Annotated in this window: 23 protein-coding genes; 16 read left to right on the top strand and 7 right to left on the bottom strand. The window is 61.9% G+C overall.

Going from position 1 to position 25,303, the window contains the following annotated elements:
- Nucleotides 1-18: 18 nt before the first annotated feature.
- Complete coding sequence (locus tag E0L37_RS09790; RefSeq protein ID WP_133491566.1) at nt 19-264, top strand: type II toxin-antitoxin system CcdA family antitoxin; 246 nt, start codon at nt 19-21, stop codon at nt 262-264.
- Nucleotides 264-581 (top strand): CcdB family protein, encoded by a 318-nt coding sequence (locus E0L37_RS09785; RefSeq protein ID WP_133491565.1) that lies wholly within the window; start codon nt 264-266, stop codon nt 579-581. Before E0L37_RS09790 ends, E0L37_RS09785 begins: the two co-directional genes overlap by 1 nt.
- Nucleotides 582-595: 14 nt before the next feature.
- Here the strand turns inward: E0L37_RS09785 and E0L37_RS09780 are convergent, their stop codons facing one another.
- The 4 genes from E0L37_RS09780 to E0L37_RS09765 all read right to left on the bottom strand — a co-directional run bounded on the left by E0L37_RS09780 (nt 596) and on the right by E0L37_RS09765 (nt 5,057).
- Complete coding sequence (locus E0L37_RS09780) at nt 596-1,138, bottom strand: CbrC family protein (RefSeq protein WP_159660912.1); 543 nt, start codon at nt 1,136-1,138, stop codon at nt 596-598.
- Between the two features lie 394 nt (nt 1,139-1,532).
- Nucleotides 1,533-3,200, bottom strand: coding sequence for an NAD(P)/FAD-dependent oxidoreductase (locus tag E0L37_RS09775; RefSeq protein ID WP_133491563.1), 1,668 nt, complete (start codon nt 3,198-3,200; stop codon nt 1,533-1,535).
- A 52-nt stretch (nt 3,201-3,252) separates the two neighbouring features.
- Nucleotides 3,253-4,182, bottom strand: a complete 930-nt coding sequence (locus tag E0L37_RS09770) for a ferritin-like domain-containing protein (RefSeq protein ID WP_133491562.1) — start codon at nt 4,180-4,182, stop codon at nt 3,253-3,255.
- A 29-nt stretch (nt 4,183-4,211) separates the two neighbouring features.
- On the bottom strand, nt 4,212-5,057 hold the full coding sequence (locus E0L37_RS09765) for an SDR family oxidoreductase (protein WP_133491561.1): 846 nt from the start codon (nt 5,055-5,057) through the stop codon (nt 4,212-4,214).
- Between the two features lie 113 nt (nt 5,058-5,170).
- On the opposite strand from E0L37_RS09765, the gene E0L37_RS09760 reads away from it, so the two are divergent.
- Nucleotides 5,171-5,782, top strand: coding sequence for a TetR/AcrR family transcriptional regulator (locus tag E0L37_RS09760; protein ID WP_133491560.1), 612 nt, complete (start codon nt 5,171-5,173; stop codon nt 5,780-5,782).
- 117 nt (nt 5,783-5,899) lie between these two features.
- On the opposite strand, the gene E0L37_RS09755 is transcribed toward E0L37_RS09760, so the two are convergent.
- A complete protein-coding gene (locus E0L37_RS09755) occupies nt 5,900-6,349 on the bottom strand; it encodes a DUF2147 domain-containing protein (protein WP_133491559.1) in 450 nt (149 codons plus the stop codon).
- Between the two features lie 96 nt (nt 6,350-6,445).
- Complete coding sequence (locus E0L37_RS09750; RefSeq protein WP_133491558.1) at nt 6,446-7,570, bottom strand: aminotransferase class V-fold PLP-dependent enzyme; 1,125 nt, start codon at nt 7,568-7,570, stop codon at nt 6,446-6,448.
- Nucleotides 7,571-7,896: 326 nt separating this feature from the next.
- Here E0L37_RS09750 and E0L37_RS09745 point away from each other — a divergent pair, with 326 nt between their 5' ends.
- Nucleotides 7,897-8,826, top strand: coding sequence for a 2-hydroxyacid dehydrogenase (locus E0L37_RS09745; RefSeq protein WP_133491557.1), 930 nt, complete (start codon nt 7,897-7,899; stop codon nt 8,824-8,826).
- Between the two features lie 207 nt (nt 8,827-9,033).
- On the opposite strand, the gene E0L37_RS09740 is transcribed toward E0L37_RS09745, so the two are convergent.
- Nucleotides 9,034-12,330 carry a carboxyl transferase domain-containing protein gene (locus E0L37_RS09740; RefSeq protein WP_133491556.1) on the bottom strand — a complete coding sequence of 1,099 codons (3,297 nt, stop codon included), beginning with the start codon at nt 12,328-12,330 and terminating at the stop codon, nt 9,034-9,036.
- Nucleotides 12,331-12,494: 164 nt separating this feature from the next.
- Between E0L37_RS09740 and E0L37_RS09735 the strand changes: the two genes are divergently transcribed.
- The 12 genes from E0L37_RS09735 to E0L37_RS09680 all read left to right on the top strand — a co-directional run.
- Nucleotides 12,495-13,139 carry a TetR/AcrR family transcriptional regulator gene (locus E0L37_RS09735; RefSeq protein WP_133491555.1) on the top strand — a complete coding sequence of 215 codons (645 nt, stop codon included), beginning with the start codon at nt 12,495-12,497 and terminating at the stop codon, nt 13,137-13,139.
- A gap of 85 nt (nt 13,140-13,224) precedes the next feature.
- The gene (locus E0L37_RS09730) at nt 13,225-14,235 is read left to right on the top strand and encodes an ABC transporter ATP-binding protein (RefSeq protein WP_133491554.1); all 1,011 of its coding nucleotides are present in this window, start codon (nt 13,225-13,227) and stop codon (nt 14,233-14,235) included.
- 2 nt (nt 14,236-14,237) lie between these two features.
- Nucleotides 14,238-15,293 carry an ABC transporter ATP-binding protein gene (locus tag E0L37_RS09725; RefSeq protein WP_133491553.1) on the top strand — a complete coding sequence of 352 codons (1,056 nt, stop codon included), beginning with the start codon at nt 14,238-14,240 and terminating at the stop codon, nt 15,291-15,293.
- A 40-nt stretch (nt 15,294-15,333) separates the two neighbouring features.
- The gene (locus E0L37_RS09720; RefSeq protein ID WP_133491552.1) at nt 15,334-16,920 is read left to right on the top strand and encodes an ABC transporter substrate-binding protein; all 1,587 of its coding nucleotides are present in this window, start codon (nt 15,334-15,336) and stop codon (nt 16,918-16,920) included.
- A 48-nt stretch (nt 16,921-16,968) separates the two neighbouring features.
- Complete coding sequence (locus E0L37_RS09715; RefSeq protein WP_133491551.1) at nt 16,969-17,928, top strand: ABC transporter permease; 960 nt, start codon at nt 16,969-16,971, stop codon at nt 17,926-17,928.
- Nucleotides 17,925-18,821 carry an ABC transporter permease gene (locus tag E0L37_RS09710; RefSeq protein ID WP_201303779.1) on the top strand — a complete coding sequence of 299 codons (897 nt, stop codon included), beginning with the start codon at nt 17,925-17,927 and terminating at the stop codon, nt 18,819-18,821. The genes E0L37_RS09715 and E0L37_RS09710 overlap by 4 nt, the downstream gene beginning before the upstream one ends.
- A 162-nt stretch (nt 18,822-18,983) precedes the next feature.
- The gene (locus E0L37_RS09705; protein WP_236564098.1) at nt 18,984-20,657 is read left to right on the top strand and encodes a class I adenylate-forming enzyme family protein; all 1,674 of its coding nucleotides are present in this window, start codon (nt 18,984-18,986) and stop codon (nt 20,655-20,657) included.
- 110 nt (nt 20,658-20,767) lie between these two features.
- Complete coding sequence (locus tag E0L37_RS09700; RefSeq protein ID WP_133491549.1) at nt 20,768-22,645, top strand: choice-of-anchor I family protein; 1,878 nt, start codon at nt 20,768-20,770, stop codon at nt 22,643-22,645.
- A gap of 199 nt (nt 22,646-22,844) precedes the next feature.
- Complete coding sequence (locus E0L37_RS09695) at nt 22,845-23,285, top strand: MarR family winged helix-turn-helix transcriptional regulator (RefSeq protein ID WP_133491548.1); 441 nt, start codon at nt 22,845-22,847, stop codon at nt 23,283-23,285.
- A 126-nt stretch (nt 23,286-23,411) separates the two neighbouring features.
- The gene (locus E0L37_RS09690) at nt 23,412-23,858 is read left to right on the top strand and encodes an antitoxin Xre/MbcA/ParS toxin-binding domain-containing protein (RefSeq protein ID WP_133491547.1); all 447 of its coding nucleotides are present in this window, start codon (nt 23,412-23,414) and stop codon (nt 23,856-23,858) included.
- Nucleotides 23,855-24,325 (top strand): RES family NAD+ phosphorylase, encoded by a 471-nt coding sequence (locus tag E0L37_RS09685; RefSeq protein ID WP_133491546.1) that lies wholly within the window; start codon nt 23,855-23,857, stop codon nt 24,323-24,325. Before E0L37_RS09690 ends, E0L37_RS09685 begins: the two co-directional genes overlap by 4 nt.
- A 290-nt stretch (nt 24,326-24,615) precedes the next feature.
- Nucleotides 24,616-25,303, top strand: a 688-nt coding sequence (locus E0L37_RS09680; RefSeq protein WP_133491545.1) for an IS4 family transposase, incomplete at its 3' end; no start/stop codon positions are given.

Below are 25,303 nucleotides of genomic sequence, written 5' to 3'. Positions count from 1 at the left end.
GCGCTCATGGAGGCTGCAATGCGCGAAATCTACGACACCACCGCCCCCAAGAAAGCAGCTAATTTGTCCATTAACAGTGACCTTCTCAAGAAGACCCGAGCCCTCAATATCAATCTGTCAGCCACTTTGGAGCGGGCACTCAGGGAAGAACTGGCCCGGCACGAGGGCGCCCGCTGGGTCGAGGAGAACCGGGCAGCAATCAGGAAGTATAACGAGAGCGTTGAGCAGCACGGCTGTTTCGGAGATGAGTTTCGGGAATTTTGATGGCCCAGTTCGACGTTTACCGCAATCCGAGCAATACCAGCAGCACCCTCTATCCCTACCTGGTGGATATACAGAGTCCCATTCTGGAGGATCTGGCGACACGCATCGTCATTCCGCTGGCCAGGCGCTCCGCCTTTGGCGACCAGCCCATGCGGGGCCTGACCCCGGAAATCCATTTTGAAGATGAGGTGCTACTGTTGCTGACACCTCAGATTTCTTCCCTGCCGGTGAAGCGTCTCGATGCTCCCGTCGGTTCTCTTGCGCATTTCAGGGAAAACATCATCGCGGCCCTGGATTTCGCGGTTACCGGTATTTGAGTGGGACATTCGAATCAGGTGAACTGGTCTATGTGCGTTTCCCGCCGGCAATGGTGACAGCGGAAGAACGAAATTTCCCGCAGGGATTCCGGAGCCCCGTCTCTCCTGAAATCACGGCGATAGGCGGTGAGTCCCCGATCCCAGGCGCGGGATTGCTCGTGGCGCTCGATCAGACTCTGGTGGTTTTCCGCGCAACCGACAAACTCACACCAGTCGCCGCAACACAAAGGCCAGTCGAATCCCTGCAGAAACAACGGTATTTCCGGCAACTGCTGAAACTCCCGCCACAGCCGCTCGACATCGGAGAGTTTGTCGACCACGGCGCGCAAACGGTCATCCATGTCACGAACCACGTTCCCGCCGAGAATACAGTCGGCACATAACTCCGACACTTCCGGCTCCTCCTCGGCCAGCGCCGGATCGGCGGCCAGCTTCGGATCAACGATCCGGCCGGAGTATTCGAAGATCGGACGGTCCTCACACTCGCAATGATGACAGACCGTACCTTCACAGGGTTCCAGAGCACTGTCCGCAATGTGTTTGAAGCGTTGTCCCATGTGCTCCATCCTGATGCCTGTTCTCGTATCAAGGCCCGTTAGCGCGGTGTTTCAGAGAGTATACGTAAACCGCTTATAACCCTCGAACGGGCATTGGCGAACCCCTGCGCCGATTCGCTGCCAAGCGGAGCGCCGCCCGGGCGGCCCAAACGGCGGCTCCGAGGCTCTCCCTCTGTGGGAAGCTGGCTTGCCAGCGAATAACAGCGCGAGTTCTTCTCTCGGGACCCATTCGCTGCTAAAGCCGCTTCCCACAGCGGCTTCGTAGTCCAGGGTTGATTCGGAGCGAAGAGTTTCAGAGCTCGTGGAGAGCCAGCGGTCGGTGTTCCAGGGCCGTGCTTCTCCGTGTCCTGGAACACCGACCGCCGGCTCTCCCTCCCTGATAAGCGTCCCCGACTCACGCGCTCCCGCTTTGCGGCACCCGCCGATAGTGCTGATCCACGAACCGGGCCATCTGGCGGCGGTACTGGCTGGCGAAGCCCGGGTACATGGTGGCGTTATAGCCATCCTCCGTCAGATACCAGCTTTTACACCCGGAGTTCCAGTTGGTCCGGGCCAGCCGCTTTTGCAAATGACGATTATGGCGCTGCTGCACACTCTCGCGCACATCAAGGATCTTCAGGTCATGATCGAGAATGCGGCGAATACCCTCTACCGCATAGTCCAGTTGCGCTTCCATGTACACCAGCGCCGAATTATGGCCAGGACCGGAGTTGGGCCCGAAGGTAAAGAACAGGTTCGGATAACCGGCCACACTGACGCTCTTGTAGGCCCGCGCGCCGCCGGACCATTCCTCCCCAAGCTCGCGACCATTGAGACCACGGATCGGGAACGGCGTGCCACTCTTGGGCACATCAAAACCGGTGGCGAAGACGATGCAGTCGAACTGGTGCTCAATGCCATCACAGGTGCGGACGCCGTTCTCCGCGATGCGGGCGATGGGCCAGGTGATCAGGTCCACGTTGTCCCTCTGCAGAGCAGGGTAGTAATCATTGGAGAGCAAGACCCGCTTGCAGCCGATGCGGAAATCCGGCGTCAATTGCCGGCGCATCCAGTCGTCCTTCACCTGGCTACGCAGGTGCGTCAGGCTGAGCCGCTCCGCCAGACGGGTCAGCGGCGAATTCCAGATCACCGCCAGCGCCATGGTTTCATGCGTCCAGTACAACGCCTGGCGCATGGCCTTACGGGTCAGCGGCAGTTTCTCGAACAGCGCCTTGTTCCAATCCGGAGTGGCGTAATCCGGGCGTGGAATCACCCAGGCCGGAGTACGTTGAAACACTTTCAGAGTACCAGCGGTTTTCGCCAATTCCGGAATGATCTGCACCGCGCTGGCGCCGGTGCCGATCACCGCCACCCGCTTGCCGGAGAAATCGTAATCGTGGTCCCAGCGGGCACTGTGGATGCGCTTGCCTTTAAAGTCCGTCAGACCTTCGATGTCCGGGAAGCTGGCATTGGAAAGCGGCCCCTGAGCCATGACCACCGCCCGCCCCTGCCAGACATCACCCTGGCGGGTATCCACGCGCCATTGGCCTTTCGCTTCGTCGAAGCGGGCATCGGTGACGTCCTGCTGAAAGTGAATCTTGTCGCGCAAACCGTACTGTTTCACCAAGTGCTCGATGTAACCCAGGATCTCGGCACTGCCGGAAAAATGCCGGGACCAATGCGGATTCGGCGCGAAAGAGTAGGAATAAAGGTGGGAGGGAATATCACAGGCGGCGCCGGGGTAGGTGTTGTCGCGCCAGGTGCCGCCCACCTCGTCGGCCCGCTCCAGCAACACGAAATCGTCTACCCCGGCCTGACGAAGCCGGATCGCCATACCCAGACCAGCAAAACCGGCGCCGACGATAACCACGGACGCTTTCTTCACCGTCTTGCGTTTGCCTTGGTCAACGCTACGGCGGCTGGGTTTGGCGGCAACGGCTTTCTTCCGTGCCGTGCCTTTACGTTTCACCGCGGCTTTTTTGGCCGTCGGCCTGGCTGCTGTCTGGCGGATGGCGGCCTTTTTCTTTTTCGCCGGTGGCGCCGACGCGGTGGTGTCCTGATTCTGCTCGTTCTCGTTGCTCATGGCGGTCCGTTCAGTGTGTCAAACAATCGGATAGCGAATAGCGCATCCAGGCTCAGGCGGTGGGCCGGTAGCTGATGCCCTTGACCCAGGTGGGCACTCGCGAGGGCATGAGCCGCTCGGGGATGTAATCCGTCAACCGCACCATCAGATCCACCGGCGCGTGATAAACACGGTTTTCGCGGTTCACCACCATACGGCCGTGGCGGCTGATGATCTGATACCAGGGATTGCGGCGCCCCTGGGCGGTGCGCCCGCCGATGCGCTCGAACTTCTTCATGCAGGCATAGAGCTTTTCTTCGCTCAACCCCATGGCCACCACGTTGTCGCGCATACGATTCAGCAACGGTACGTAGGAGGCGATGCCGAGGATCAGGCGCGGATCAAGCACCGTGGCCACGGTTTTCAAAGCCTTGATATAGAGATCGCCGCGCCCCTGCATTTCCAGAACATGGAAACCGACCCCCAGGTGCCGGGACTCATCGTCGTTGATGCGGGCAAAGGCCTGGTGGCATACCGGATCGTCCACGGTATCCAGCAGGAAGGTGCACAGTGCCCCGTCCAGGGCGATTTCCAGCATCGGAATCACCGACCCCAGCACTTCCAGCGGCATCTCGTCGCTGTACTTGTCCAACCACTGAATCACCAGTTTCAGGTTTTTGTTGGGTTCCGGCAGCTCGTCGCCATCCAGCATGCCCCAGCGTTTCATCAGTGCCATTTCCGCATTGGCGTGACGCTGCTCCTCGGCATGGAAATAGGTATAGATTTGCTTGAGGGTGTCATCGGGCGCCTTCTTGGCCATGGCGGCGAAACCACGGGCGCCGACGTGTTCGATCCACATCAGGTCGGCCATGAACGCTTTCAGTTTCGGCCACTGTTCTTCGGTGATCAGCTCCGCGCCAGGGGCATCCCAGTCAATGTCCGCCAGCGCCCACTGGCTGCTTTTCACCTTGGCCAGCATTTTATCCAGATCGATATTCGCCATTTTGGCTCTCCTGTTACTGAGTGGGCCTGTTACTGAGCCGGATTGGTTTTGAGGCGTTCGCTGACCAGCCTGCCGAGCAGGCTGGCGCCACGGGTGTAGGTCACCGGCAGGAAGCGTTTGGCACGCCAGATCAGCCGGGCATCGAGTTGCGGCATGACGTAGAAGCGGCCTCGGTCCAGGGCTTTCAGCGTCGTGGCCGCCACGCTTTCGGCGGAGACACCAGTGAGCGAGATAATCCGGTCCATGAACGGGGTCAGCGCCTGGTCGATGCGGCCGGCGCTGAAGATGTTGGTTTTCACCACGGTGGGGCACAGCGCGGTCACGCGCAGACCGCTGCCGGCGTTTTCCGCCGCCAGGGTTTCCGACAACGCCAGCACCGCGGCCTTGCTGGTGTTGTAGGCGCCCATGCGCGGCGCGGCGGCGAAGCTGGCGGTGGAACAGACATTAATCACGCCCGCCCGCGGCAGCTCGCGCAGCAGTGGCGTGAACACGTGGCAACCGTGAATCACGCCCCACATATTCACATCCAGCACCCACTTCCAGTCCGCCATGGACATGTCACCGATGGCCTTGCCGCCGGCGCCGACGCCGGCGTTGTTGATCACCAGATTGGGAGACTCGCCGAACCAGTCCACGGCCTCGGTGGCAAGGCGTTCCACCGCCGCCAGCTCGGACACGTCGCAGGACACGGCCAGACCGTGGCCACCCGCCTGCTCGATGATCGCCACGGTATCCTCCGCGGCGGCCAGGTTCAGATCGGCGCAGACCACGGAGCCTCCCCGCCTGGCCAGTGCCAGCGCGAACGCGCGACCAATGCCGCTACCCGCTCCGGTGACCACCGCGCGAGCGCCATGGGACAAATGTTGTTGGGGCATACCGGCTCCTCGCGACAACGATGACAAATTGACCGTTACATTCAGTAATGGCAAATTAAACCGACTGTTTGTTCGGATTCAATTCGGATTCCCGCCGCCAGCCAGGAGCTCAGATGCCACGCACGCCCCGCCAACCGCGCGCCAAAGCCACCGTCAATGCCATCGTCGAAGCCGGCTTCCTGTCTTTGTCGGAGCACGGCGTGCAAGGCACCACCACCCGCCATATCGCGGATCTGGCGGGAGTGAGCGTTGGCTCACTTTACGAATACTTCGCCAATAAGGAGGAGGTGTTCGAAGCCATGCATCACCACATGGTGGCGGAGGTGGTGGCCATGGTGGAACCGATGACACCGGCGTTGGTGAAGATGGAAATCCGCGACCTGATCAAGGAGCTGCTGTTCGGATTCCGGGATCTGCTGGAAAAAAACCACGGCCGCTACCTGCGTTACATGAGCTACGCCGCCTACTTCGCGCCCCGCAATCACATGGAACCGATCCAGCGGCTACTGATGAACCTGCTACTGCAGTATGTGATCCACAACCCGCGGCTGGCGCGCCTGGGTAACCTGCCGGCCATGGGCTACATCATGATCAACGGAGGGGTATTCACGGTATTGCGCTATCTCAGCGAACCCAATCCCACCATCGGTTTCGAGGAGCTGGTCAAAGGGTTGGGTGACATGGTCGCGCACTTCGTCGAAGGGGAATTAAGGAAGGAGGGCTGACCGAAAAGCACGGTCGGTAAACACATCATTCGCTGCCAAGGCAGCTTCCCACAGAGGGGAGGAGCTACGAAGCCGCGGTGGGAAGCTGCCTTGGCAGCGAATGGCGTGTTGCCGATATTACTGCAGAAACTCCTTCTGCAGGTGCGGCGCGCTTTCATCGATGCGGTGCCAAGTCTGGCTGCGGCCCAGCAGGCTGACACCAATATAACCGCGCACCTTCAGTGTATCCTGATCCTTCAGTTCGGCGCTCAGATCGTAGGTCTTGCCGTTATCCGGCGAGTAGACCTCACCATCGTCCCAGCGATCATCACCGTCGTACTTCAGGCCGGTGACCACATCCACGCCGAGCAACCGGCGCCCGCGCAATTTCTCATCAGGGTTCTCGTTATCGAAACGGTGCACACCGTCCCGTGACCCCACCGCGGTACCCACCCAGGTATCGCCTTCCGGGTGGATATAGACGTAGCCGCCGTCTTCCGTCTCCCAAATACCCTGAATCGCATCAGCGCCAGCGTAGGCATACACACTCATGAGCAGCAAAACACTGCTGGTCAGGACTTTCAGCATATTGGAACCTCCGCACGCGTATACAAAGTGCGATGAAGAGTATACCAATTACGCTGACTTGTCCTTGCACGACATCATGATTACCGCATCGGATCGTTAAATGTTGTCCAACGCCTCGGCCAAACGCTCCACCGCCCGGTCCACGTCGTCCAGTTTATCCAGGCCGAACAGGCCCACGCGGAACGTCTTGAAAGCGGCCGGTTCATCGCACATCAGCGGCACCCCGGCGGCGGTCTGCAAACCCTTGGCGATGAACTTGCTGCCGTTATGCATGCCGTCGTCGTCGGTGTAGCACACCACCACGCCCGGCGCCTCGAATCCCGGCGCCGCCACGCTGGCCAGTCCCCGTTCCGCGAACAATTCCCGCACCCGGCGCCCCAATTCCCACTGCTTCTCCCGGACCACTTCAAAACCGGTGTCCCGGGTTTCCAGCATGGCATCGCGGAATTTGCGCAAGGCATCGGTTGGCAGGGTGGCATGGTAGGCGTGCCCACCATTTTCGTAGGCTTCCATGATCCGCCGCCATTTGAGCAGGTCCATGGCGAAGCTGGTGCTTTGTGTCCGCTCCAGACGCCTGGCCGCTTCTTCACCGAACATCACCAGGGCGCTGCACGGCGAGGAACTCCAGCCTTTTTGCGGCGCGCTGATCAGGATATCGACGCTGTTGGCGGCCATATCCACCCACAAAGTGCCTGACGCAATACAGTCCAGAACAAACAGCCCGCCGTGCTCATGCACCGCGGCGGCCACCGCTTGCAGGTAGTCGTCCGGCAACAGCAGACCGGCGGCGGTTTCCACGTGAGGAGCGAACACCAGATCCGGCTTTTCGCCGCGGATACGCGCCACCACTTCGTCAATGGGAGGCGGGGCGAACGGCGCCTGGGGCTGATCGGACACCATCCGCGCCTTCATCACGGTCTCCTCGGCGGGAATCGCGCCCATCTCGAAGATCTGGCTCCAGCGATAGCTGAAAAATCCGTTCCGGATCACCAATACCTTCTTGCCGGTGGCGAATTGACGGGCCACCGACTCCATGCCGTAGCTGCCCCCGCCCGGCACCACCGCCACCGCGGCGGCGTTGTAGACTTGCCGCAGGGTCCCGGAAATATCCCGCATCACGGCCTGAAAGGCCTGGGACATATGGTTCAGGGAGCGGTCGGTGAAGACCACGGAGTACTCCAGCAGGCCCTCCGGATCGACCTCGGTTTTCCGTTCTGACATAGGCCGTTCTGACACAAGCTCTCTCCGCTATCGTTATGCAACAGCCCCTCGTTATAGAGCATTCGGCGGGCGGACGGAACCCTGAGACGGCCCGACACCGGACGCTTGACGCCGGACGCTTGAAAACCAGGTTCTGGACGCTCATTCGCTGCCAAGGCAGCTTCCCACAGAAAGGGAGGCCAGGAAGCTGCTGTGGGAAGCTGCCTTGGCAGCGAATGCGGAACGAATTGATATATTCAGAGCCGACGGCCAACAACCTATGCCTCTCCGGCCCCACCCCCTACAATGGAAACCCTCTTGCCCTATCACCTCCAAGGGAAACCATCATGACCACTCTGGACATCAAAACCCTTGCCCTGCCCACTTCCTGGCATATGGATACTCTACGGGACGTGGCGGGACCATTGCGGCTGGTGAAGTGGGATTTGCGCGATGATCCTCCGGTGTCGCCGGAAGAGATCGACGCGGTAGTGTTTCATCATCCCGCCGGCAGCACCGGACTGGCACGCCTGGGGCAGCTTCCCAATCTGAAACTGGTGCAGACTCAATCCACCGGGTACGACGGCTTTGTCGAGGCCGCCGGCGGCGCCACCGTGGCCAATGCCTATGGCCTGCACGCGGAAGCCACCGCCGAATTGGCGCTGAGCCTGATTCTGGCGGGCCAGCGGGCCCTTTATGATTTCGCCGTGGACCAGAAAGCCCACCGCTGGGCCCCGAAACAAACACCGGGGCTGGTGGACCGCACCGTATTGATCATCGGCGCCGGCGGCATCGGCCGCGCCATCGCCATGCGTTTGCTGCCATTCGGCGTGACCCTGCTGCGGATGGGACAAAAAGCCCGGGAAGATGATCTTGGCATTGTCCACGCCAATACCGAACTGCCCACGCTGCTGCCGCAAGCGGAAATCGTGGTGCTGATCACCCCGCTTAATGACGCCACCCACCATCTGGTGAACGCCGATTTTCTGGCACGCCTACCCGATGGCGCACTGGTGGTGAACGTGGCACGAGGCCCGGTGGTGGACACCGATGCCCTGCTGGCGGAACTGCGAAGCGGACGGCTGCGTGCCGCTCTGGATGTGGTGGAGCCGGAGCCCCTGCCCGAGGATCATCCTCTGTGGGATGCGCCGAACACTCTGATCACACCGCATGTGGGCGGCCGTAGCGAGGCACTGAAACCCCGGCTGTCGGCGTTCCTGCGCGATCAGGTGGGGCGGATCGCGCGGGGGGAGTCGCTGTTGAATATAGTGGGTTGAAGATAAGGACGCTGGCACGCGTGCACGCAACACGCTGGCACGCGAAAACATCAACACCAAAGTCGATGGATCGCATGCCAGCGTACCCGGGCAAAGACTTGTGGTCGCCCAGCGTTGCCGAGCAGTGTGGCGTTTCCGGGCTCCGCTCATATTCGTTGCAAGTATGGCGTGCCAGCGAGCAAGCGTGTTGCGTGCCAGCGCTTCTTTTTACCACGTATCAATCATCGGCCGCCGCTTGCCGGTGATCGGCGCCATGCCTTCCGGCGGCTGAGCCCGCAGGCCGCGCATCACCCAGGCACGGGTATCCACCGGGTCGATCACGGCGTCGATTTCCAGGGCCGCGGCCATGCTCAGCGCCTGCCCTTTCTCGTACAGCTGGGCCACCAGCTTCTCATACAGCGCCTGACGTTCTTCCGGCGTTTCCTGGGCATCCAGTTCCTTGCGATAAGCCAGATTCACCGCACCCTCCAGTCCCATGCCACCAAATTCACCGGTGGGCCAGGAAGCGCAATAGAACGGTGCATGGAAAGAGCCACCGGTCATGCCCTGAGCCCCCAAGCCATACCCCTTGCGCAGCACGATGGAGAACAGCGGCACGGAAAGACTGGCGGCGGTGACGAACATGCGGCAAGTGTGGCGCACAGTGGCGGTCTTTTCTTCATCGGGACCAACCATGAATCCAGGGGTGTCGCACAAACTCAGCATCGGAATACCGAAGGCATCGCACAACTGCATGAAGCGGGACGCCTTGTCCGCCCCCGGTGCGTCGATGGCGCCACCCAGCACTTTCGGGTCGTTGGCGATCAGTCCCAGCGGACGACCTTCGATGCGGATGAACCCGGTGATCATGCCCGGCGCGAAATCCGGCCGCAGTTCCAGGTAGGAATCGCTGTCCACCAGAATGCGAATCAGGGAGCGCACGTCATAGGCGTGCAGACGATTTTCCGGGATCGCCCGGCGCAGCCAACGCTGATCCTCGCAGTCCCAGTTGTCCACCGGCCCCTGGAAATAGCCCATCAGTTTCTTCGCCAGGGCGGCGCCTTCTTCCTCATCCTTGACCACGCAATCGATCACGCCGTTGTGGCGCTGCACCGACACAGGCCCCACTTCCTCGGGCCGGAACGAACCCAGGCCGCCCCCTTCGATCATCGCCGGGCCGGCCATGCCGATGCAGGCGTTCTCGGTGGCGATCATCAGATCGCTGCAACCGGCGAACACCGCGTTGCCGGCAAAACAGCGTCCGGACACCACCGCGATACGCGGCACCAGACCACTGAGCCGGGCGTATTGCAGGAAGCTGGGACCGTCCAGACCCGCCACCTTGGTGGCGTTGTCGGTATCGCCGGGACGGCCACCGCCGCCTTCAGCGAAAAAGATCACCGGCAGACGGTGCTTTTCCGCCACTTCCAGAATCCGATCCGTCTTCTTGTGGTTCATGGTGCCCTGGGTGCCGGCCAGCACGGTGTAATCGTAGGCCAGCACCACGCAGCGGCTCTTGCTGTCGTCGAACAGGTCACCATTCACCGATCCGATGCCGGTGACCATGCCATCCGCCGGGGTATTCTTGATCAGATCCTCGACACTGCGGCGGGCTTTCTGGGCAGCGATGGTCAGACCACCGTATTCAATGAAGCTGTCTTCATCGCAAATCGCCGCCACGTTTTCCCGGGCGGTACGCTGGCCGGTGCGACGGCGTTTGGCCACCGCATCGGGGCGGTTCTCATCCTCCAGCAGCGCCAGCCGCTGTTTCAGCCGCGCCAGATCGGGACGGATGTAATCCAGATCAATGTCCTCTTCCTCGGCACCCTGCTCGTTGCCGACCTCCGCCGGCTCCACGAACAACAGCGGCTCGTCCTTACCGACGGCATCGCCTACCTCCAGCGCGCACAAGCGCACGATACCGCTCACCGAGGCCACCACCTGGTGCTGCATTTTCATCGCCTCGACAAAGGCCACCGGCTGCCCGGCCCGCACCGTGTCCCCTTCCGTCACCAGGTATTCCACCAGCACGCCCTGCATCGGCGTGATCACCGCTTCGCTGCCCGCCGGCCCCTCCACCCGTTGAGAGGCGGAAGCCTGTTCCTCGGCGCCGCTGCTGAAGTGCAATTGCCGGTGCTCGGCATCGCCCACCAGTTCCGCCATGTGCTCATCCACGAAACGGGTGTGCAGCGTGTTGCTCACCACCTCATCGCGTTGCAGCAGGTTCTGCAGAAAGCCGATGTTGGTTTCCACGCCTTCGATACGGAACTGACACAAGGCCCGATAGGCCCGCCCCACGGCGTCGGCGTAATCCGCGCCGCGACTGTGCACGATCAGCTTGGCCAGCAGGGAATCGTAGTGAGGGCTGGTGCGGTAACCGCGGTAACCGAAGGTATCCACGCGCACACCCGGGCCGCCGGGGGCCTCGAAGGTGGTCAGGGTACCACCGCTGGGCTGGGTGTCCCCGTTGGCGCTCATGGTTTCCATGTTGATGCGCAACTGGATCGCGTATCCCGTCGGCGCGGGCTCACGCCCGGACACCAACCCCAGCTCGGCCAGGGAGGAACCGCCAAACAGGCGCAGTTGCGTCTGCACCAGATCCACACCGGTCACCTCCTCGGTGACGGTATGCTCCACTTGCAAGCGCGGGTTCGCTTCGATAAAGGCGAAGCGGGATTCATCCGCGTCGACCAGAAACTCAAAGGTACCGAGGCCGCGATAACCGACCTGGCCGGCGATACGCCGGGCCGCGTCCAGCAATTGCCGGCGCATGTCCTCCGAGAGCGTGGGGCTCGGCGCGATTTCCAGCAGTTTCTGGTTGCGGCGCTGCACACTGCACTCGCGCTCCCACAAATGCACCGGCTCGGCCCCGCCATCGCCGACAATCTGAACTTCAATGTGACGGGCCCGCGCCACGAAGCGCTCCACGTAAACGGCATCGTTGCCGAATGAGGAGGCGGCCTCCGCCTGACAGCGGCGATAGGCTTCGTCCAGGTCATCATCCGGGCCGACGATACGCATGCCGCGTCCACCGCCACCCGCGATGGCCTTGACGATCACCGTGCCCTGCTCACCCAGTTCCGCACGGAACGCCCGGGCCTGCTCCAATGAAGTGGCGCCATTGGTGCCCGGCACCACCGGCACATCGCATTCCTGCGCCAATTCCCGCGCCCGGGCCTTGTCCCCCAGCAGCGACAGGGTTTCCGATGAAGGACCGACGAAAGTGATACCGGCCTGTTCGCACAGGGCGGCGAAGGTGGGGCTTTCGCTAAGAAAGCCGTAGCCGGGATGGACCGCGTCGCAACCCTGCTCCCGGGCCACTTTCAGCAATTGCTCACCGTCCAGGTACGCCGCCACGCCGCGCCCTTCCAGGGCCACCGCCTGATCCGCCAGGCGGGTGTGCAAGGAGGTGGCGTCGTCCTCGGGGTACACCGCCACGGTGGCGATGTTCAGGTCGGCGGCGGCTCGGGCAATGCGTACCGCCACCTCTCCGCGGTTGGCAATCAGCAGTCTGGAAATGGTCATGGGGCTGGTCCGTCCTGTTATTCGAATGGGTGCGCAAACCTGGTTGCACCGGTCACGGGGTACGACGATAGCGATTTACTTACTTACACGTCAATTAGTATTGACAGGGTTTTTATTTACTTGCAGATTAGGAATCCAATTTGGACCAGTCGGAGACAGCCCCCGTGGGACGTCCGGAGAAAAAAGCACGACTCGGCCAGCCGCCCATGAAGACACAGATCAAGCAGGCGGCCCGGGAGCTGTTTATCCAGCGCGGCATCGGCGACGTCAGCTACGGCGATATCGCCGAGGTCGTGAATACCACCCGGGCCAACCTGCATTACCACTTCGGGAACAAGGAAGCGCTGATTGAAGCGGTGTTCCAGGAGACCTTCGACAGCGTCGAGAACACCTTCCAGGAAATCTGGGCCAAGCCCGGCCTGACCCTGGACCAGCGCATCGAACTGGCCGCGAAGGACAGCGCGGAGCGCTTCTACCAGTTCAACGATCACGAAAAAGGCCGCCGGCCCTGGAGTCTCTCCGCCCAGGCCCGCTTCACCAGCCAGCATATTTCCACCAAGGTTCAGGCCGGCATTTCGAACATGTCCCGAAGTTTCGAGGACTATGTGACTCACGCGGTGAAACTGGCCATCGGCAATGGCGAGCTGCGTCACGATGCGCCAGTCCGCACCATCGTGTTAATGATTTCACCGATATGGAATTTCGGTTCGCTGCTGACTCAGCACAGCGGCCTGAAAAAACTGATGGACCATTACGCCGCGGTGCGCACCACCATCAAAGCGGCTTATGGCGCACCTGACGACGCGTGATTTCACGCACGACAGGGCCCTGCACACATTCAGATAACAACAGACCCGCGACAACACATCATGCGGGCCAGTGCCGGAGGCAAACATGGCGCAAACGCCGGAAGCGCGCACCAACAGGCCGCTGTTGGAAGTGCGTGATCTGAGTATTTCCTTCGCCCGACCCGGTGGCGAAACCTCGATCACACGCAACGTGTCGTTCGATGTGAACGCCGGCGAGCGAGTCGGCGTGGTCGGCGAAAGCGGCTGCGGCAAAACCGTCACGGGCCTTGCCCTGCTGGGCCTGCTGCCAAGCCGCACGGCCCGGATCCGCGGCCGGATTCTGTTCCAGGGCCGGGATCTGCTGACCATGCCGGCGCGGGAATTCCGGCGCCTGCGCGGCCGCGACATCAGCATGATCTTTCAGGAACCGATGAGTGCTCTGGACCCGGTGTTCACGGTCGGCGAGCAACTCACGGAAACGCTGCGCAGCCACGAAAAAGTCAGCCGCGCGGAGGCCCGCGAGCGGGCCATCGCCGCCCTGGAAGAGGTTGGCATTCCTTCCCCCCACACCCGCATTGACGAGTACCCCTATCAGTTCTCCGGCGGCATGCGGCAACGGGTAATGATCGCCATGGCGCTGATTTGCCGGCCGAAGCTGGTCATCGCCGACGAACCCACCACCGCTCTGGACGTCACCGTACAGGCCCAGATCATTGATCTGCTGCGCTCGCTCAGCGACAGCCACGGCACCGCTCTGCTGTTCATCACCCACGACCTGGGCGTGGTGGCGGAAACTTGCTCTCGACTGCTGACCATGTACGCCGGCGAGGTGGTGGAAAACGCGCCGGTGGACGATGTTCTGATCCGCCCGGGCCACCCGTATTCCTCCGGCCTGCTGCGTTCCCTGCCCGGGCTGAGCGAGCGTGGCAGCCGCTTGCCTTCGATTCCCGGCCGGGTGCCGGCACCGGATCACATGCCCGCGGGCTGTCGCTTCCAGCAGCGCTGCCCGCACGCCGCGCCTTTATGTGAACAGCATCCTGAGCTGGAGCCGTTCCAGGACCTTCGGGAAGTGCGCTGCTGGCGCAAGGATGAACTGACGCTGACGGGAGCGGTATGAACATGAACGCTTTGGCTTCCCAAACCGTCGCCGACCGTGACGATGCCGTTTCGGTGGACGACCTGGTGATTCATTTCCATACCCGTGCCGGTACCGTGAAGGCGGTGGATGGCGTCAGCTTCCATATTCGTCCCGGTGAAACCTTCGGCATCATCGGTGAATCCGGTTCCGGCAAAACCACCCTGGGCCGGGCCCTGGCCGGTTTGCTCAAAGCCACCGACGGACACATCCGCTATCAGGGCCGGGAGCCGGCGACGCTGTCCAAGGCCGAGCAACGCCAGATTCGCCGGGATTACCAGATTATTTTTCAGGATCCCCATGCCGCGCTGAACCCGCGCATGAGCATTCTGCAATCGGTGATGGAACCGATGGAGATCCTGCGCGAGGGCGACGCCCGCCAGCGCCAGCGGGTCGCCAAGGAAGCGCTGGAGCGAGTGGGTCTGCCGGCGGAAATCGGCAGGCGCTACCCACACGAACTGTCCGGCGGCCAGAAGCAACGGGTGAACATCGCCCGCACTCTGACCCTGAAGCCCCGCTTCATTGTTTGCGATGAGGTGGTGGCGGCGCTGGACGTGTCCATTCGCGGATCCGTGCTGAATCTGTTCGCCGATCTGCAAAAAGAGCTGGGTATCACCTACGCCTTCATTACTCATGACATCTCGGTGGTATCCCACGTCAGTGATCGCGTTGGCGTGCTGTATCTGGGCCGCCTGATGGAAGTGGGGCCGGCGGCGGCGGTGACCAAGAAACCGATTCACCCCTACACCCAGGCACTGCTGTCGGCGGAACCTCTGCCGTTGCCCAGCGGCCAGCGCGACCAACGCCGCGCCATCCGCCTGCAAGGGGAAATTCCCAGCCCGCTGGCGCCGCCTTCCGGCTGCCGCTTCCGCACCCGTTGTCCGGCGGCCCAATCCCGCTGCGCCGAACAGGAGCCAGCCTGGCGGGAAGTCGCGCCCGAACATTGGGTGGCCTGTCATTTCGCCGACAGTGAAGGCGGTCCACTGGACCGGGAGCAACCGATCTCGTTTGGACGGGAAAGCGCCACCGAAACGGTCTAGCGCGCCCGAATTTGAGCACAACAACAACAGGTAGGGCATCATGAACCATCACGATAACAACGACGACGATCTGATCATCAACGGCGTGCCCATGGGCCGCCGCGCTTTCCTCGGCATGCTGTCCGGCGCGGTGGCGGCCGGCACCTTGATGTCGCCCTCATGGAGTTGGGCGCAGGCCGGAGGACAGGCCACCCTGACCGTGAGCGCGCCAGCCAATCCTTCCAGTCTGGACCCCGCCACCGGCGGCTCCGGTTCCGATCATGCGTTGCTGTTCCCGATGTACGACACTTTGGTCAATTGGGACCCGACCACCCTTAGCGCCACCCCCGGACTGGCACAGAAATGGTCTTTCCCGGATCCCAAGACCCTGGTGCTGGAACTGCGCCCGGGCGTGACCTTCCATGACGGCACCCCGTTCAATGCCGAAGCGGTGAAAACCAACCTCGACCGCAGCCGTACCGCCGAGTTTTCCAACATTCGTCAGGACCTGAGCTCGGTGGATCGCGTCGAGGTCAACGGTGAGCACGTGGTCACCCTGCACCTGAAGAACCCGGACAGCGCCTTGCCGCTGATTCTTTCCGACCGCGCCGGCATGATGGTCAGCCCCAAGGCCCTGGCCGACAACAATAACCGGGTGGACCGCAACCCGGTGGGCGCCGGCTTCATGCGCTTCCAGAAGTGGGACGATGGCAGCGAAGTCGCGATGACCCGTTACGCCGACTACAACGGCCCCAACAAACCCGCGGTGGGCGCCATCAGCTTCAAGATCATCACCGACAGCGCCACCCGTCTGCGCTCGGTGATGTCCGGGCAGGCTCAGGTGGCCTACCACCTGGACGGCCGGCAGAAACAGATGATCGAGCGACTGCCCACCCTGCAGGGCTTCGCCGATCCCACCATCTACTGCTATCAGTTCTACATGAACATGGCACGCAAGCCATTGGATGACGAACGGGTAAGACAGGCCATCAACTACGCGGTGGATCGCGAGGCCTTCGTCCGCGTCGCCATGGCCGGCGCTGGCGAACCGGCCTTCATGAACCTGCCGAAAAGCCACTGGGCCTATGATCCACAAACCGCCAAACTCTATCCCCATGATCCGGACAAGGCGCGGGCCCTGCTCAAGGAAGCCGGACACGCCGACGGCATCGAGCTGGACCTGCGCGGCTATAACGATCAGTCCTCGGTGCAGATGCAGGAAGTACTGATGGAGCAACTCTCCAAGGCCGGCATCCGCGGCCGCTTCCGCACCGGTACCATCGCGGACATGTCCGCCGCCTATTTCGGTCAGCGCAAGGAAGGGCACATGCTGCTCTCGGCCTGGACCGGCCGCCCCGATCCCAGCCTGACTTACAGCCTGCTCTACAGCAGCACGTCCTACTTCAACGCCGGCCAGGTCAAAGCGCCGGAAGGCTTTGATCAGGCGTTGCTGGATTCACGCAGCAGCGATGATCAGGGTAAGCGCCAGGAAGCTCTGGCCCGGGCGCAACGCATCGCCATGGAGAACGCCCTGGTGGTGCCGCTGGCATTCCGCCAGAGCATCGTCGCCACCACCGCCGAAGTGCAGGGTTTCAAGAACAACCTGCTGGGCAAACCCAAATTCGACAACGTTTCCCTGAAAGCCTGACGTCCGTGGCGCGCGCCTTGGTGCGCGCGCCCGGGCGGGAGTTTCCCCATGGTTACTCGTGTAAAACAACGGATGGTGATGTCGCGTCTGCTGCAGGCGTTGCCCATCCTGGTACTGGCCACTTTTATAGTCTTTTGCCTGATGCAATTGATACCGGGTGACATCGCCGTCACCCTGGCCGGAGAAAACGCCTCCCAGGAGCGCATCGAACAGATTCGCGAAGCCTACGGTTTGAACCAGCCGTTTCTGGCGCAATACGGCCAGTGGCTGTGGCACGCCGTCACTGGCGATCTGGGCACCGCTCTGCTCTCCGGCGAACCGGTGGCGCAGACCATTGCCCGCACCTTTCCGAACACCTTATTGGTGGCGCTGTACGCCACGATCCTGTCGGTGCTGATCGGCGTGCCGCTGGGTATCCTGGCCGCCACCCGTTCCGGCTCCAAGCTGGACGGCGCCATCATGGGCACCGCCTCACTCGGCGTGGCCCTGCCTAATTTCTGGTTCGGCATGATCCTGGTGCTGTTCTTCGCCTTGACCCTGCGCTGGTTCCCGGCCACGGGTTTCGTTTCCCCATTCGAGGACTTTAGCCAGGCGCTGTGGTACGCCACCTTGCCAGCGCTGGCACTGTGCACCAATGGCATCGCCGAGGTGGCGCGGCAACTGCGCAGCTCCCTGGTGGAAATCCAGTCTTCCCAACATGTACGCACGCTACACGCCAAGGGGCTGAGCCCGGCGCGCATCCTCTGGCTACACGGTTTGAAGAACGTCAGCGTCAACCTGCTCACCGTGGTCGGGCTGCTGTTCAACAAGATTCTCGCCGCCACCGTGGTGGTGGAAGCGGTGTTCGCCATTCCCGGCATCGGCAGCAGCATCGTCAAGGCGGTATTGGAAGGCGACTTCCCGGTGGTGCAAGGCGCGGTTCTGGCAATGGTGGTGACGGTCATCCTGATCAACCTGGTAACCGATCTGCTGTGCACCCTTCTCGACCCGAGGATTAACGCATCATGACCCATCTGACGCTGTCCGAAGCGGAACCCTTGCCGCACTGGGAAGAGCCGGCGCTACCGGTTCGCCTGCTGCGCTGGCTGCGCCGCGATCCGCGCGCCGCCATCAGTCTCGGCATTCTGGTGATCATTCTTGGCGCCGCTTTGCTGGCGCCGTGGATCGCGCCCTACTCGCCCACGGACCAGAACGGCGAGCTGATACTGGCCGGCCCCAGCGCCGCGCACTGGCTCGGCACCGACGACCTCGGCCGGGATGTGTTGAGCCGTCTGATCCATGGTGGCGCCAATTCCCTCTACGCGGCGCTACTGGCGGTTTCCGTGGCACTGGTGATCGGCCTGCCGCTGGGACTGATTGCCGGCTTCGCCGGCGGCTGGGTGGACACCGTCATCAGCCGCCTGATCGATACCTTCCTGTCGTTCCCGGCCATCATTCTGGCGGTGGCGGTCACCGGCGCCATGGGCATCGGTCTGACCAACGCGATGATTTCCGTGGGGCTGGTGTTCGCACCGCAGATCGCCCGGCTGATTCGCGCCCGCACCCTGGTGGTACGACAGGAACTGTACGTGGACGCGGCGCGCTGCTTCGGTGCCTCGCCGGCACGACTGCTGATCAAACACGTACTGCCGAACGCGGTTCAACCGGTGATCGTGCAGAGCACCTTGCTGCTGGCGGTGGCGTTGCTGGCCGAGGCGAGTTTGAGCTTTCTTGGCCTCGGCGTGCAGCTGCCCGAGGTGAGCTGGGGCTCGATGATCGCCCGGGGTTACCTGTACATGTCCATCGTGCCCGAGCAAATGTACGCCCCCGGGGTGCTGATCATGATCACCGCGGTGGCCTTCAACACCCTGGGCGAGTCCCTGCGCGCGGCACTTGATCCCACCACCCAGGGCCACGGGTGATGCCTTTTTATGACCGCCGCCCGCGGTCACCCGCGGGGCCATCGCTGCAGCGACGTTAAAAAGGGCGCCCGGCCATTTTTTTTAGCGCCCCGCCGTCAGAGGCAGGTCGGGGCGCTCTTTGTATTGATCGAGGCCGATGAGGCCGATAAGGAGAGCAACCTGATGTCCAGCCAGACCCAAGCCGAGTTCAATCCGGTCGCGGTCCCCGGTTCCGCCTGGGCCGGAGAGACCGTGGAATACCTGCGCGGCGAGAAACCTCTGCATGAATACCTGCAACAGCACGCCGAGGAAGTGCCCGATCGCCGCGCCTACATTTATTACGGCACCGAGCTGACCTGGGGCGAGGTGGGCGACAAGGTACGCCGCCTTGCCGCCTACCTGAGCCAGCAAGGCGTTGGCGAAGGTGACCGGGTAGCGCTGTACATGCAGAACTGCCCGCAGTACATCATTGCGCACTACGCGGTTCAAAGCCTGGGCGGTATCGTGACACCGGTGAACCCGCAGTACAAAGCGGCGGAAATCGCCTACCAGTTGAGCAACGCCGAGGTTTGCGCGCTGATCGCCGCGCGCAATCTGTACCCCAATGTCGCTCAGGTTCGGGATCAGGTCCCGACCCTGAACACAGTTCTGACTCTCGCCTACGGCGACTACCTGCCGGCGGAGCCGACCCTGGAAATCCCCGGCGAACTGCTGGACGAACCGGACCAAGCGCCGGCGGACACCGTGGATCTCAGCCTGGTATTACGCGACACAGTACCGCTGACCGAATTGCCGTCCGCCGATCTTTGGAACGGTATCGGCCTGATGACGTTCACCTCCGGCACCACTGGCCGCCCCAAGGGGGCCATGCTCAGCTACGGCAGCAGCCTGTTCAAAATGGCGGCGTCGTTCCAGGCCAACCGCCTGAAGGCGGATGGCATTGGTCTGGCCATCGCGCCTCTGTGCCATATCGCCGGCATGAACATGGGCGTGTACATGCCGGTATACGCCCGGCGCACCACCGTGATCCTGGCGCGCTTCGATCCGGAAACCACCGCCAGGGCGTTGCACCAATACCGTTGTGACATGTGGTACTCCATCGCGCCGATGAACCGGGCGCTGCTGGACATGCCCAACATCCGCGACTACGACCTGAGCAGCCTGATCAATAACCCGGCCACCAGCTTCGGCATGCCGGTGACGGAAAAGCTGGCCGAGGAATGGAAGGCGCTGACCGGCTGTCAGATGCACGAAGCCTCCTATGGCCTGAGCGAAACCCACACTTCCGATACCTTCATGCCCAAGGATCGCATCAAGTGGGGCAGCTGCGGTGTGCCGGTGGCGGGCAACGAGATCCGCATTCTCGATATGGAAAACAAAGCGCCACTGGGTCCCAACCAGAGCGGAGAGATCGTGGTGCGCAATCCAGCGGTGTTCAAAGGCTACTGGAAGCGGGACGAAGCCACCGCCGAGACGCTGCGTGACGGCTGGGTGCACACCGGCGATGTCGGTTACCTGGACGAGGACGGCTATCTGTTCTTCACCGGCCGGGTAAAGGAAATGATCAAGTGTTCCGGCTACAGCGTTTTTCCGGAAGACGTGGAAGCACTGATGCAGGATCACCCGGCCATTGCCCAGAGCGCGGCCATTGGTATTCCCGATGACAAACGCGGCGAGACCGTCAAACTGTTCGTGGTGCTCAAACCCGACCACAAAGACAAGGTCAGCGAGCAGGATCTGATCGATTGGGCCAGGGAGCACATGGCGGCGTATAAATACCCACGCCACATCGCCTTTGTCGATAGCCTGCCGGCCACCCCCGCCGGCAAAGTGCTGCGCCGCTTACTGAAGGATTAAGAGCCTGTTCACGAGACCGCCGTCATGCGGCGGTCACTGTTTCGTCACACCAGTGTCATCGCCGTTCTGTACACCCCAAGGGCAACCAAAATGACAACGGGAGACGATTCATGGCGACTTGGCGACTTCTGGCCACCACTACGGTATTGGCCGCCGCCCTCAGTGCCTGTGGGGGAGACAGCGACAACAACGACAACCCGGCGCCGCCGGTAATCACCCCGGAAAGCATCAGCCTGCAACTGCTCGGCCGCTACAGCAGCGGCGAATTCGGTGTCAGCGCGGCGGAAATTCCCGCCTACCACGCCGGCACCAAGCGGGCTTTCGTGGTCAACGCCCGGAAAGGCGCGGTGGATGTATTGGATCTGAGCGACCCGGCCAACCCGGTGCACGCCGACACCCTGACCACCGAAACCATTGGCGAGGGCACCGTGGTCAACAGCGTCGCCGTGCACGGCGATCTGGTGGCGCTGGCGGTGGAGGCACCGACCAAGACCGACCAGGGCCATCTGGCGCTGTATGAGGCCGACACCCTCGAGCTGATCTCCACCACGACGGTTGGCGCTCAACCGGACATGGTGACCTTCACCCCGAACGGCCGGTACGTTCTGCTCGCCAACGAAGGCGAGCCCAGCGACGATTACAGTGTGGACCCGGAAGGCTCCATCAGTGTCGTCGATATTACCGAACCGGCCAGCCCGCAGCCCGCTATCGCGGATTTCACCGCCTTCAACGACCGCAAGGACGAGTTGTTGGCCAACGGCGTGCGCATTTTCGGCCCCGACGCGTCCGTGGCCATGGACCTGGAACCGGAATACATCGCGGTTTCCGCCGACAGCAGCAAGGCCTGGGTCACTCTGCAGGAAAATAACGCACTGGCCATCGTCGATATCGCCAGCGCCACCGTCAACGACGTGGTCGCACTGGGCGCAAAGGACCACGGTGAAGCCGGCAACGGGCTCGACGTCTCCGATGACGACGGCGCCATCACCATCACCACCTGGCCCGGTGTCAAAGGCCTGTACCTGCCGGATGCCATCGCCGCCTACCCATCCGGTGACGCCACCTATCTGGTCACCGCCAACGAGGGCGACGCCCGCGCCTGGGGCGAGGACAATGCCGCCTACTTCGGCACCGAGGACGCCGTGCCCTGCGATGGCGATGCGAGCCAGGGCTTCGTCGAGGAATGGCGCGTAAAACATCTGGTCCACGCCAACGGTTTTGATCGCCGCTGCGGCGACGATCTGCCGGCCCACCTGCGCGCCCTCGCCGTCGGCGCCCTGCTCAATCCGGAAACCTTCGCCTACTGCGGCGCCACCGCCGGCGATCCTGGCGACTGCCGCGAAGACGAGCAACTCGGCCGTCTGACCGTAACCTGGACCCTGGGCTACCGCACCGACGAGAACGGTGAGCCGGTGATGTTCAACGACCAGGGCCTGGAAGACGCCAACGGCGATCGTCTCATGTATGACGACCTCTATGCCTTCGGCACCCGGTCCTTCTCGATCTGGAACGAGGACGGCGCCCTGGTATGGGATTCCGGCGACGCCATCGAAACCTTCCTGGCCAGCGACGAATGCAAGCTGGGCGCCGAACGCGCCCTCGACTGCAAGACCTTTTTCAATAGCAACCACGAAGAAGGCAGCACCTTCGACGACCGCAGCGACAACAAAGGCCCGGAGCCCGAAGGCCTGACCATCGGCCAGATCGGTGACAAATACTTCCTGTTCCTGGGCCTGGAGCGGATGGGGGGCATCATGGTGTATGACATTACAGACCCCGCCGCGCCCCTTTTCCAGGACTACCTGAACACCCGCGAGGAATGGGTGGCTGAGGACGTCTCCTCCGGGGACGTCGGCGACCTGGGCCCGGAAGGCCTGGTGTTCATCCCCGCGGATCAGTCGCCCAACGGCGAGGCACTGCTGATCGTGGGCAATGAAGTGAGCGGCACCACGGCCATTTACCGGGTTCTGTCCGAACTGGCGGACTAATACCTGTCCTGCCCGGGGCGGCGTCCGGCGACTACCGGCGCCGCCCCTGTTTTTATCCGCGCACTTCATTAATATCGTATTATTTACTTGTCGGCGCGCGCGCCCGACTTATCTTTTAGCCCCAATCGGGTTGCATAATACCCCCAAGAAAGTCAATCATTCTGACCAATGACCCTCAGCCAATCGAGACAGTGAGTCGATGATGACAGAGAGCCTTTCCCCCGAAGACCTGGACGCCACCCTGGAGACCCTCCATTTCGCCTTTCGCGGCCTGGTCGCCGAACCGGACGCCATCCTCAAGAACTATGGCCTGTCCCGCATCCATCACCGTCTGCTGTTCTTCATCAGCCGCTACAATGACCTCAGCGTCAATGAGCTGGTGGAAGCCATGCGCCTGACCAAGCAGGCCATTCACAAACCGCTGAAGACCCTGGCCGAGCAGGGTTACGTGAACGTGCGCCGGGACGATAACGACAAACGCATCAAACGCCTGTCCCTCACCGAGCAAGGCAAGGCCCTGCAGGCTCACCTCACCGGCATTCAGCACAAGCTGTTAAACGAATCCTTCGCCGAAACCGGCAATGATCACGAGGGCTGGCGCCGCGTCATGGAAGCCATGGCACGGCGGCTGGGCGGCTGAGCCTGAAACCCGGGCTCTTTGCCTGGCAGGCATCGCGGCATGCTCTGTTGAGGTAACTTGCCCCCCTACACCCAAGTGATAGATTGAAAACCCACCAAATGATTTCACCAGGACCCGGTGATTGTAATGAGTTCCCCTGATACTGAAGGCAATGCCGCCCGCGTCCATGCCCGCTTCTGGAAAGCCGTGGGAATCCCATCCCGGGGGGCTAAACTGCATAAAACGCTGCGGGACGGGATGCCTTACACGGTGTACATCAAACTCGCCGCGGAAGCGGGTTTGGAACAGAAAGAGCTGGCCCGGTATGTGATCATCCCTCCCGCTACCCTACAACGCCGGGCCAAGACCGGGCGCTTCAAGATGGAGGAAGGCGACAGGTTGTACCGGTTCGCGGAGGTGTTCAAGGCGGCGACGGACCTGTTCGAGGGAGACAAAGCCCGGGCCCGGCAATGGTTACTCAATCCCGTTCGTGGCCTCGGTGGACGCCGCCCGGTCGAGATGATCGCCACCTCGGCGGAAGCGGAGGCCGTGCTGAATCTGATCGGCCGCCTGGAACACGGCGTGGCCGTATGAGTTCGATTCCAGCGTATCGCCTGGTAAAGAAGAAGTGGCAAGCAACCGCCTTCGACGGCGAGGGAGCCCGTCTCTACGGCGGGTGCTGGAACAGCCGGGGGCGCTCTTGCGTCTACCTGGCGGGCTCGGAGTCACTGGCCATCCTGGAAGTGATGGTGCATCTCGGTGACTATAGCCTCCTGCACCATTACGCTCTCATGGAGGTGCGGTTGCCAGCGAAGGCCGTACAAACGCTCCCGGACAAGCAATTGCCAGACGACTGGCGGGATGAGCCGGCTCCACCGTCCACAGCCAACGTAGGAGACAGCTGGCTGGACGCCAATACCGGTTTGGCGCTAGCCGTTCCCAGCGTGGTGGTCCCCCGTGAACAGATCTATCTCCTCAATCCAGGCCACTCCGCCTTTCCGAAGACCGTTGCCGCCGCCACGCCCCTCCCTTTCCGGCCAGATGCGCGACTTGCCCAATAAACACGACCTGATTTATTTTTGTAAAGACATCCCCAACCACCAACTCCCGCCGCCTGTATCTACCGGCCACCTCCAACACTGATCGTACGAAATCCAGGAGTCTGGCTTCCCATTCAGGGGCGAGTCTTGCTTTTTGCCCCTATTGCCATCTAATAAAGGGAAAAGGCAAGACCTGACGCGAATGGCACTTACTTAGTCGATAAGACCTTGATCCAGAAACAAAAAAGCTGATCCAATGGCAGCGTGTTTATCTCGCCAAAGAATCCACACCCCGCCAAGGATCAGCTCCCATGGATGCTAAACAGAATCGATTTCAGCAGCAAGCAATCAAACAGCAGTTGTCCCGCCAAGATGCCATCCGTTTTTTCAATCTACTCACCTCGGCAGAACTCTTTGATGTACTGGAATCCTTATTGCCCGAGCACCGCGAGCGCCTCTTCCCGCCAACGGAAACCTTGGCGATGTTTCTGAGCCAGGTGATGCAAGCGGATCGCTCCTGTCAGCGAGTGGTCAACGAAGCTGCGGTGGCACGCTGGCTGGGAGGGCGCAAGGCGTGCAGTACTTCCACGGGCGGCTATTGCAAAGCTCGGCAGCGTTTACCACTGGAATTGGTCTCATCTCTGGCACGTGCCACAGGCGCGTTGATCAACGAGAAAGTACCTGATGACTGGCTCTGGCAGGGGCGGCCTGTTCGCATCGTTGACGGCACCACAGTGACCCTGCCGGACACGCCCGCCAATCAAGAGGTTTACCCCCAGCAGCGCTCGCAGAAGCCTGGTCTGGGCTTCCCACTGTGTCGTATTGTCGCCGTCACCTGTCTGGCCAGTGGTGCCGTACTGAATGCGGCAATGGGGCCTTACGCGGGTAAAGGCGCCAGCGAACACACCCTGTTCCGTTCGTTGCTGCCTGGCTTCAATGCCGGCGATATCCTCCTGGGGGACGGTCTGTATGGTAGTTATGTGATTCTGGCGGACTGTC

The organism is Alcanivorax sp. 24 (assembly GCF_004360225.1).
GTDB classification, from domain to species: domain Bacteria; phylum Pseudomonadota; class Gammaproteobacteria; order Pseudomonadales; family Alcanivoracaceae; genus Alloalcanivorax; species Alloalcanivorax xiamenensis.
The sequence above is the reverse complement of the archived record's forward strand: the minus strand, read 5'-3'. Positions and strand labels throughout refer to the sequence as shown.

Excerpts from the sequence above, each read along its gene's own strand:
- E0L37_RS09770 (WP_133491562.1), bottom strand. The coding sequence starts at position 4,182 with ATGGCGAATATCGATCTGGATAAAATGCTGGCCAAGGTGAAAAGCAGC.
- E0L37_RS09685 (WP_133491546.1), top strand. The coding sequence starts at position 23,855 with ATGAGTTCGATTCCAGCGTATCGCCTGGTAAAGAAGAAGTGGCAAGCA.
- E0L37_RS09750 (WP_133491558.1), bottom strand. The coding sequence starts at position 7,570 with ATGTCAGAACGGAAAACCGAGGTCGATCCGGAGGGCCTGCTGGAGTAC.
- E0L37_RS09720 (WP_133491552.1), top strand. The coding sequence starts at position 15,334 with ATGAACCATCACGATAACAACGACGACGATCTGATCATCAACGGCGTG.
- E0L37_RS09780 (WP_159660912.1), bottom strand. The coding sequence starts at position 1,138 with ATGGGACAACGCTTCAAACACATTGCGGACAGTGCTCTGGAACCCTGT.
- E0L37_RS09690 (WP_133491547.1), top strand. The coding sequence starts at position 23,412 with ATGAGTTCCCCTGATACTGAAGGCAATGCCGCCCGCGTCCATGCCCGC.
- E0L37_RS09700 (WP_133491549.1), top strand. The coding sequence starts at position 20,768 with ATGGCGACTTGGCGACTTCTGGCCACCACTACGGTATTGGCCGCCGCC.
- E0L37_RS09790 (WP_133491566.1), top strand. The coding sequence starts at position 19 with ATGCGCGAAATCTACGACACCACCGCCCCCAAGAAAGCAGCTAATTTG.
- E0L37_RS09785 (WP_133491565.1), top strand. The coding sequence starts at position 264 with ATGGCCCAGTTCGACGTTTACCGCAATCCGAGCAATACCAGCAGCACC.
- E0L37_RS09725 (WP_133491553.1), top strand. The coding sequence starts at position 14,238 with ATGAACGCTTTGGCTTCCCAAACCGTCGCCGACCGTGACGATGCCGTT.
- E0L37_RS09695 (WP_133491548.1), top strand. The coding sequence starts at position 22,845 with ATGATGACAGAGAGCCTTTCCCCCGAAGACCTGGACGCCACCCTGGAG.
- E0L37_RS09775 (WP_133491563.1), bottom strand. The coding sequence starts at position 3,200 with ATGAGCAACGAGAACGAGCAGAATCAGGACACCACCGCGTCGGCGCCA.
- E0L37_RS09765 (WP_133491561.1), bottom strand. The coding sequence starts at position 5,057 with ATGCCCCAACAACATTTGTCCCATGGCGCTCGCGCGGTGGTCACCGGA.
- E0L37_RS09705 (WP_236564098.1), top strand. The coding sequence starts at position 18,984 with ATGTCCAGCCAGACCCAAGCCGAGTTCAATCCGGTCGCGGTCCCCGGT.
- E0L37_RS09740 (WP_133491556.1), bottom strand. The coding sequence starts at position 12,330 with ATGACCATTTCCAGACTGCTGATTGCCAACCGCGGAGAGGTGGCGGTA.
- E0L37_RS09755 (WP_133491559.1), bottom strand. The coding sequence starts at position 6,349 with ATGCTGAAAGTCCTGACCAGCAGTGTTTTGCTGCTCATGAGTGTGTAT.
- E0L37_RS09745 (WP_133491557.1), top strand. The coding sequence starts at position 7,897 with ATGACCACTCTGGACATCAAAACCCTTGCCCTGCCCACTTCCTGGCAT.
- E0L37_RS09715 (WP_133491551.1), top strand. The coding sequence starts at position 16,969 with ATGGTTACTCGTGTAAAACAACGGATGGTGATGTCGCGTCTGCTGCAG.
- E0L37_RS09730 (WP_133491554.1), top strand. The coding sequence starts at position 13,225 with ATGGCGCAAACGCCGGAAGCGCGCACCAACAGGCCGCTGTTGGAAGTG.
- E0L37_RS09760 (WP_133491560.1), top strand. The coding sequence starts at position 5,171 with ATGCCACGCACGCCCCGCCAACCGCGCGCCAAAGCCACCGTCAATGCC.
- E0L37_RS09710 (WP_201303779.1), top strand. The coding sequence starts at position 17,925 with ATGACCCATCTGACGCTGTCCGAAGCGGAACCCTTGCCGCACTGGGAA.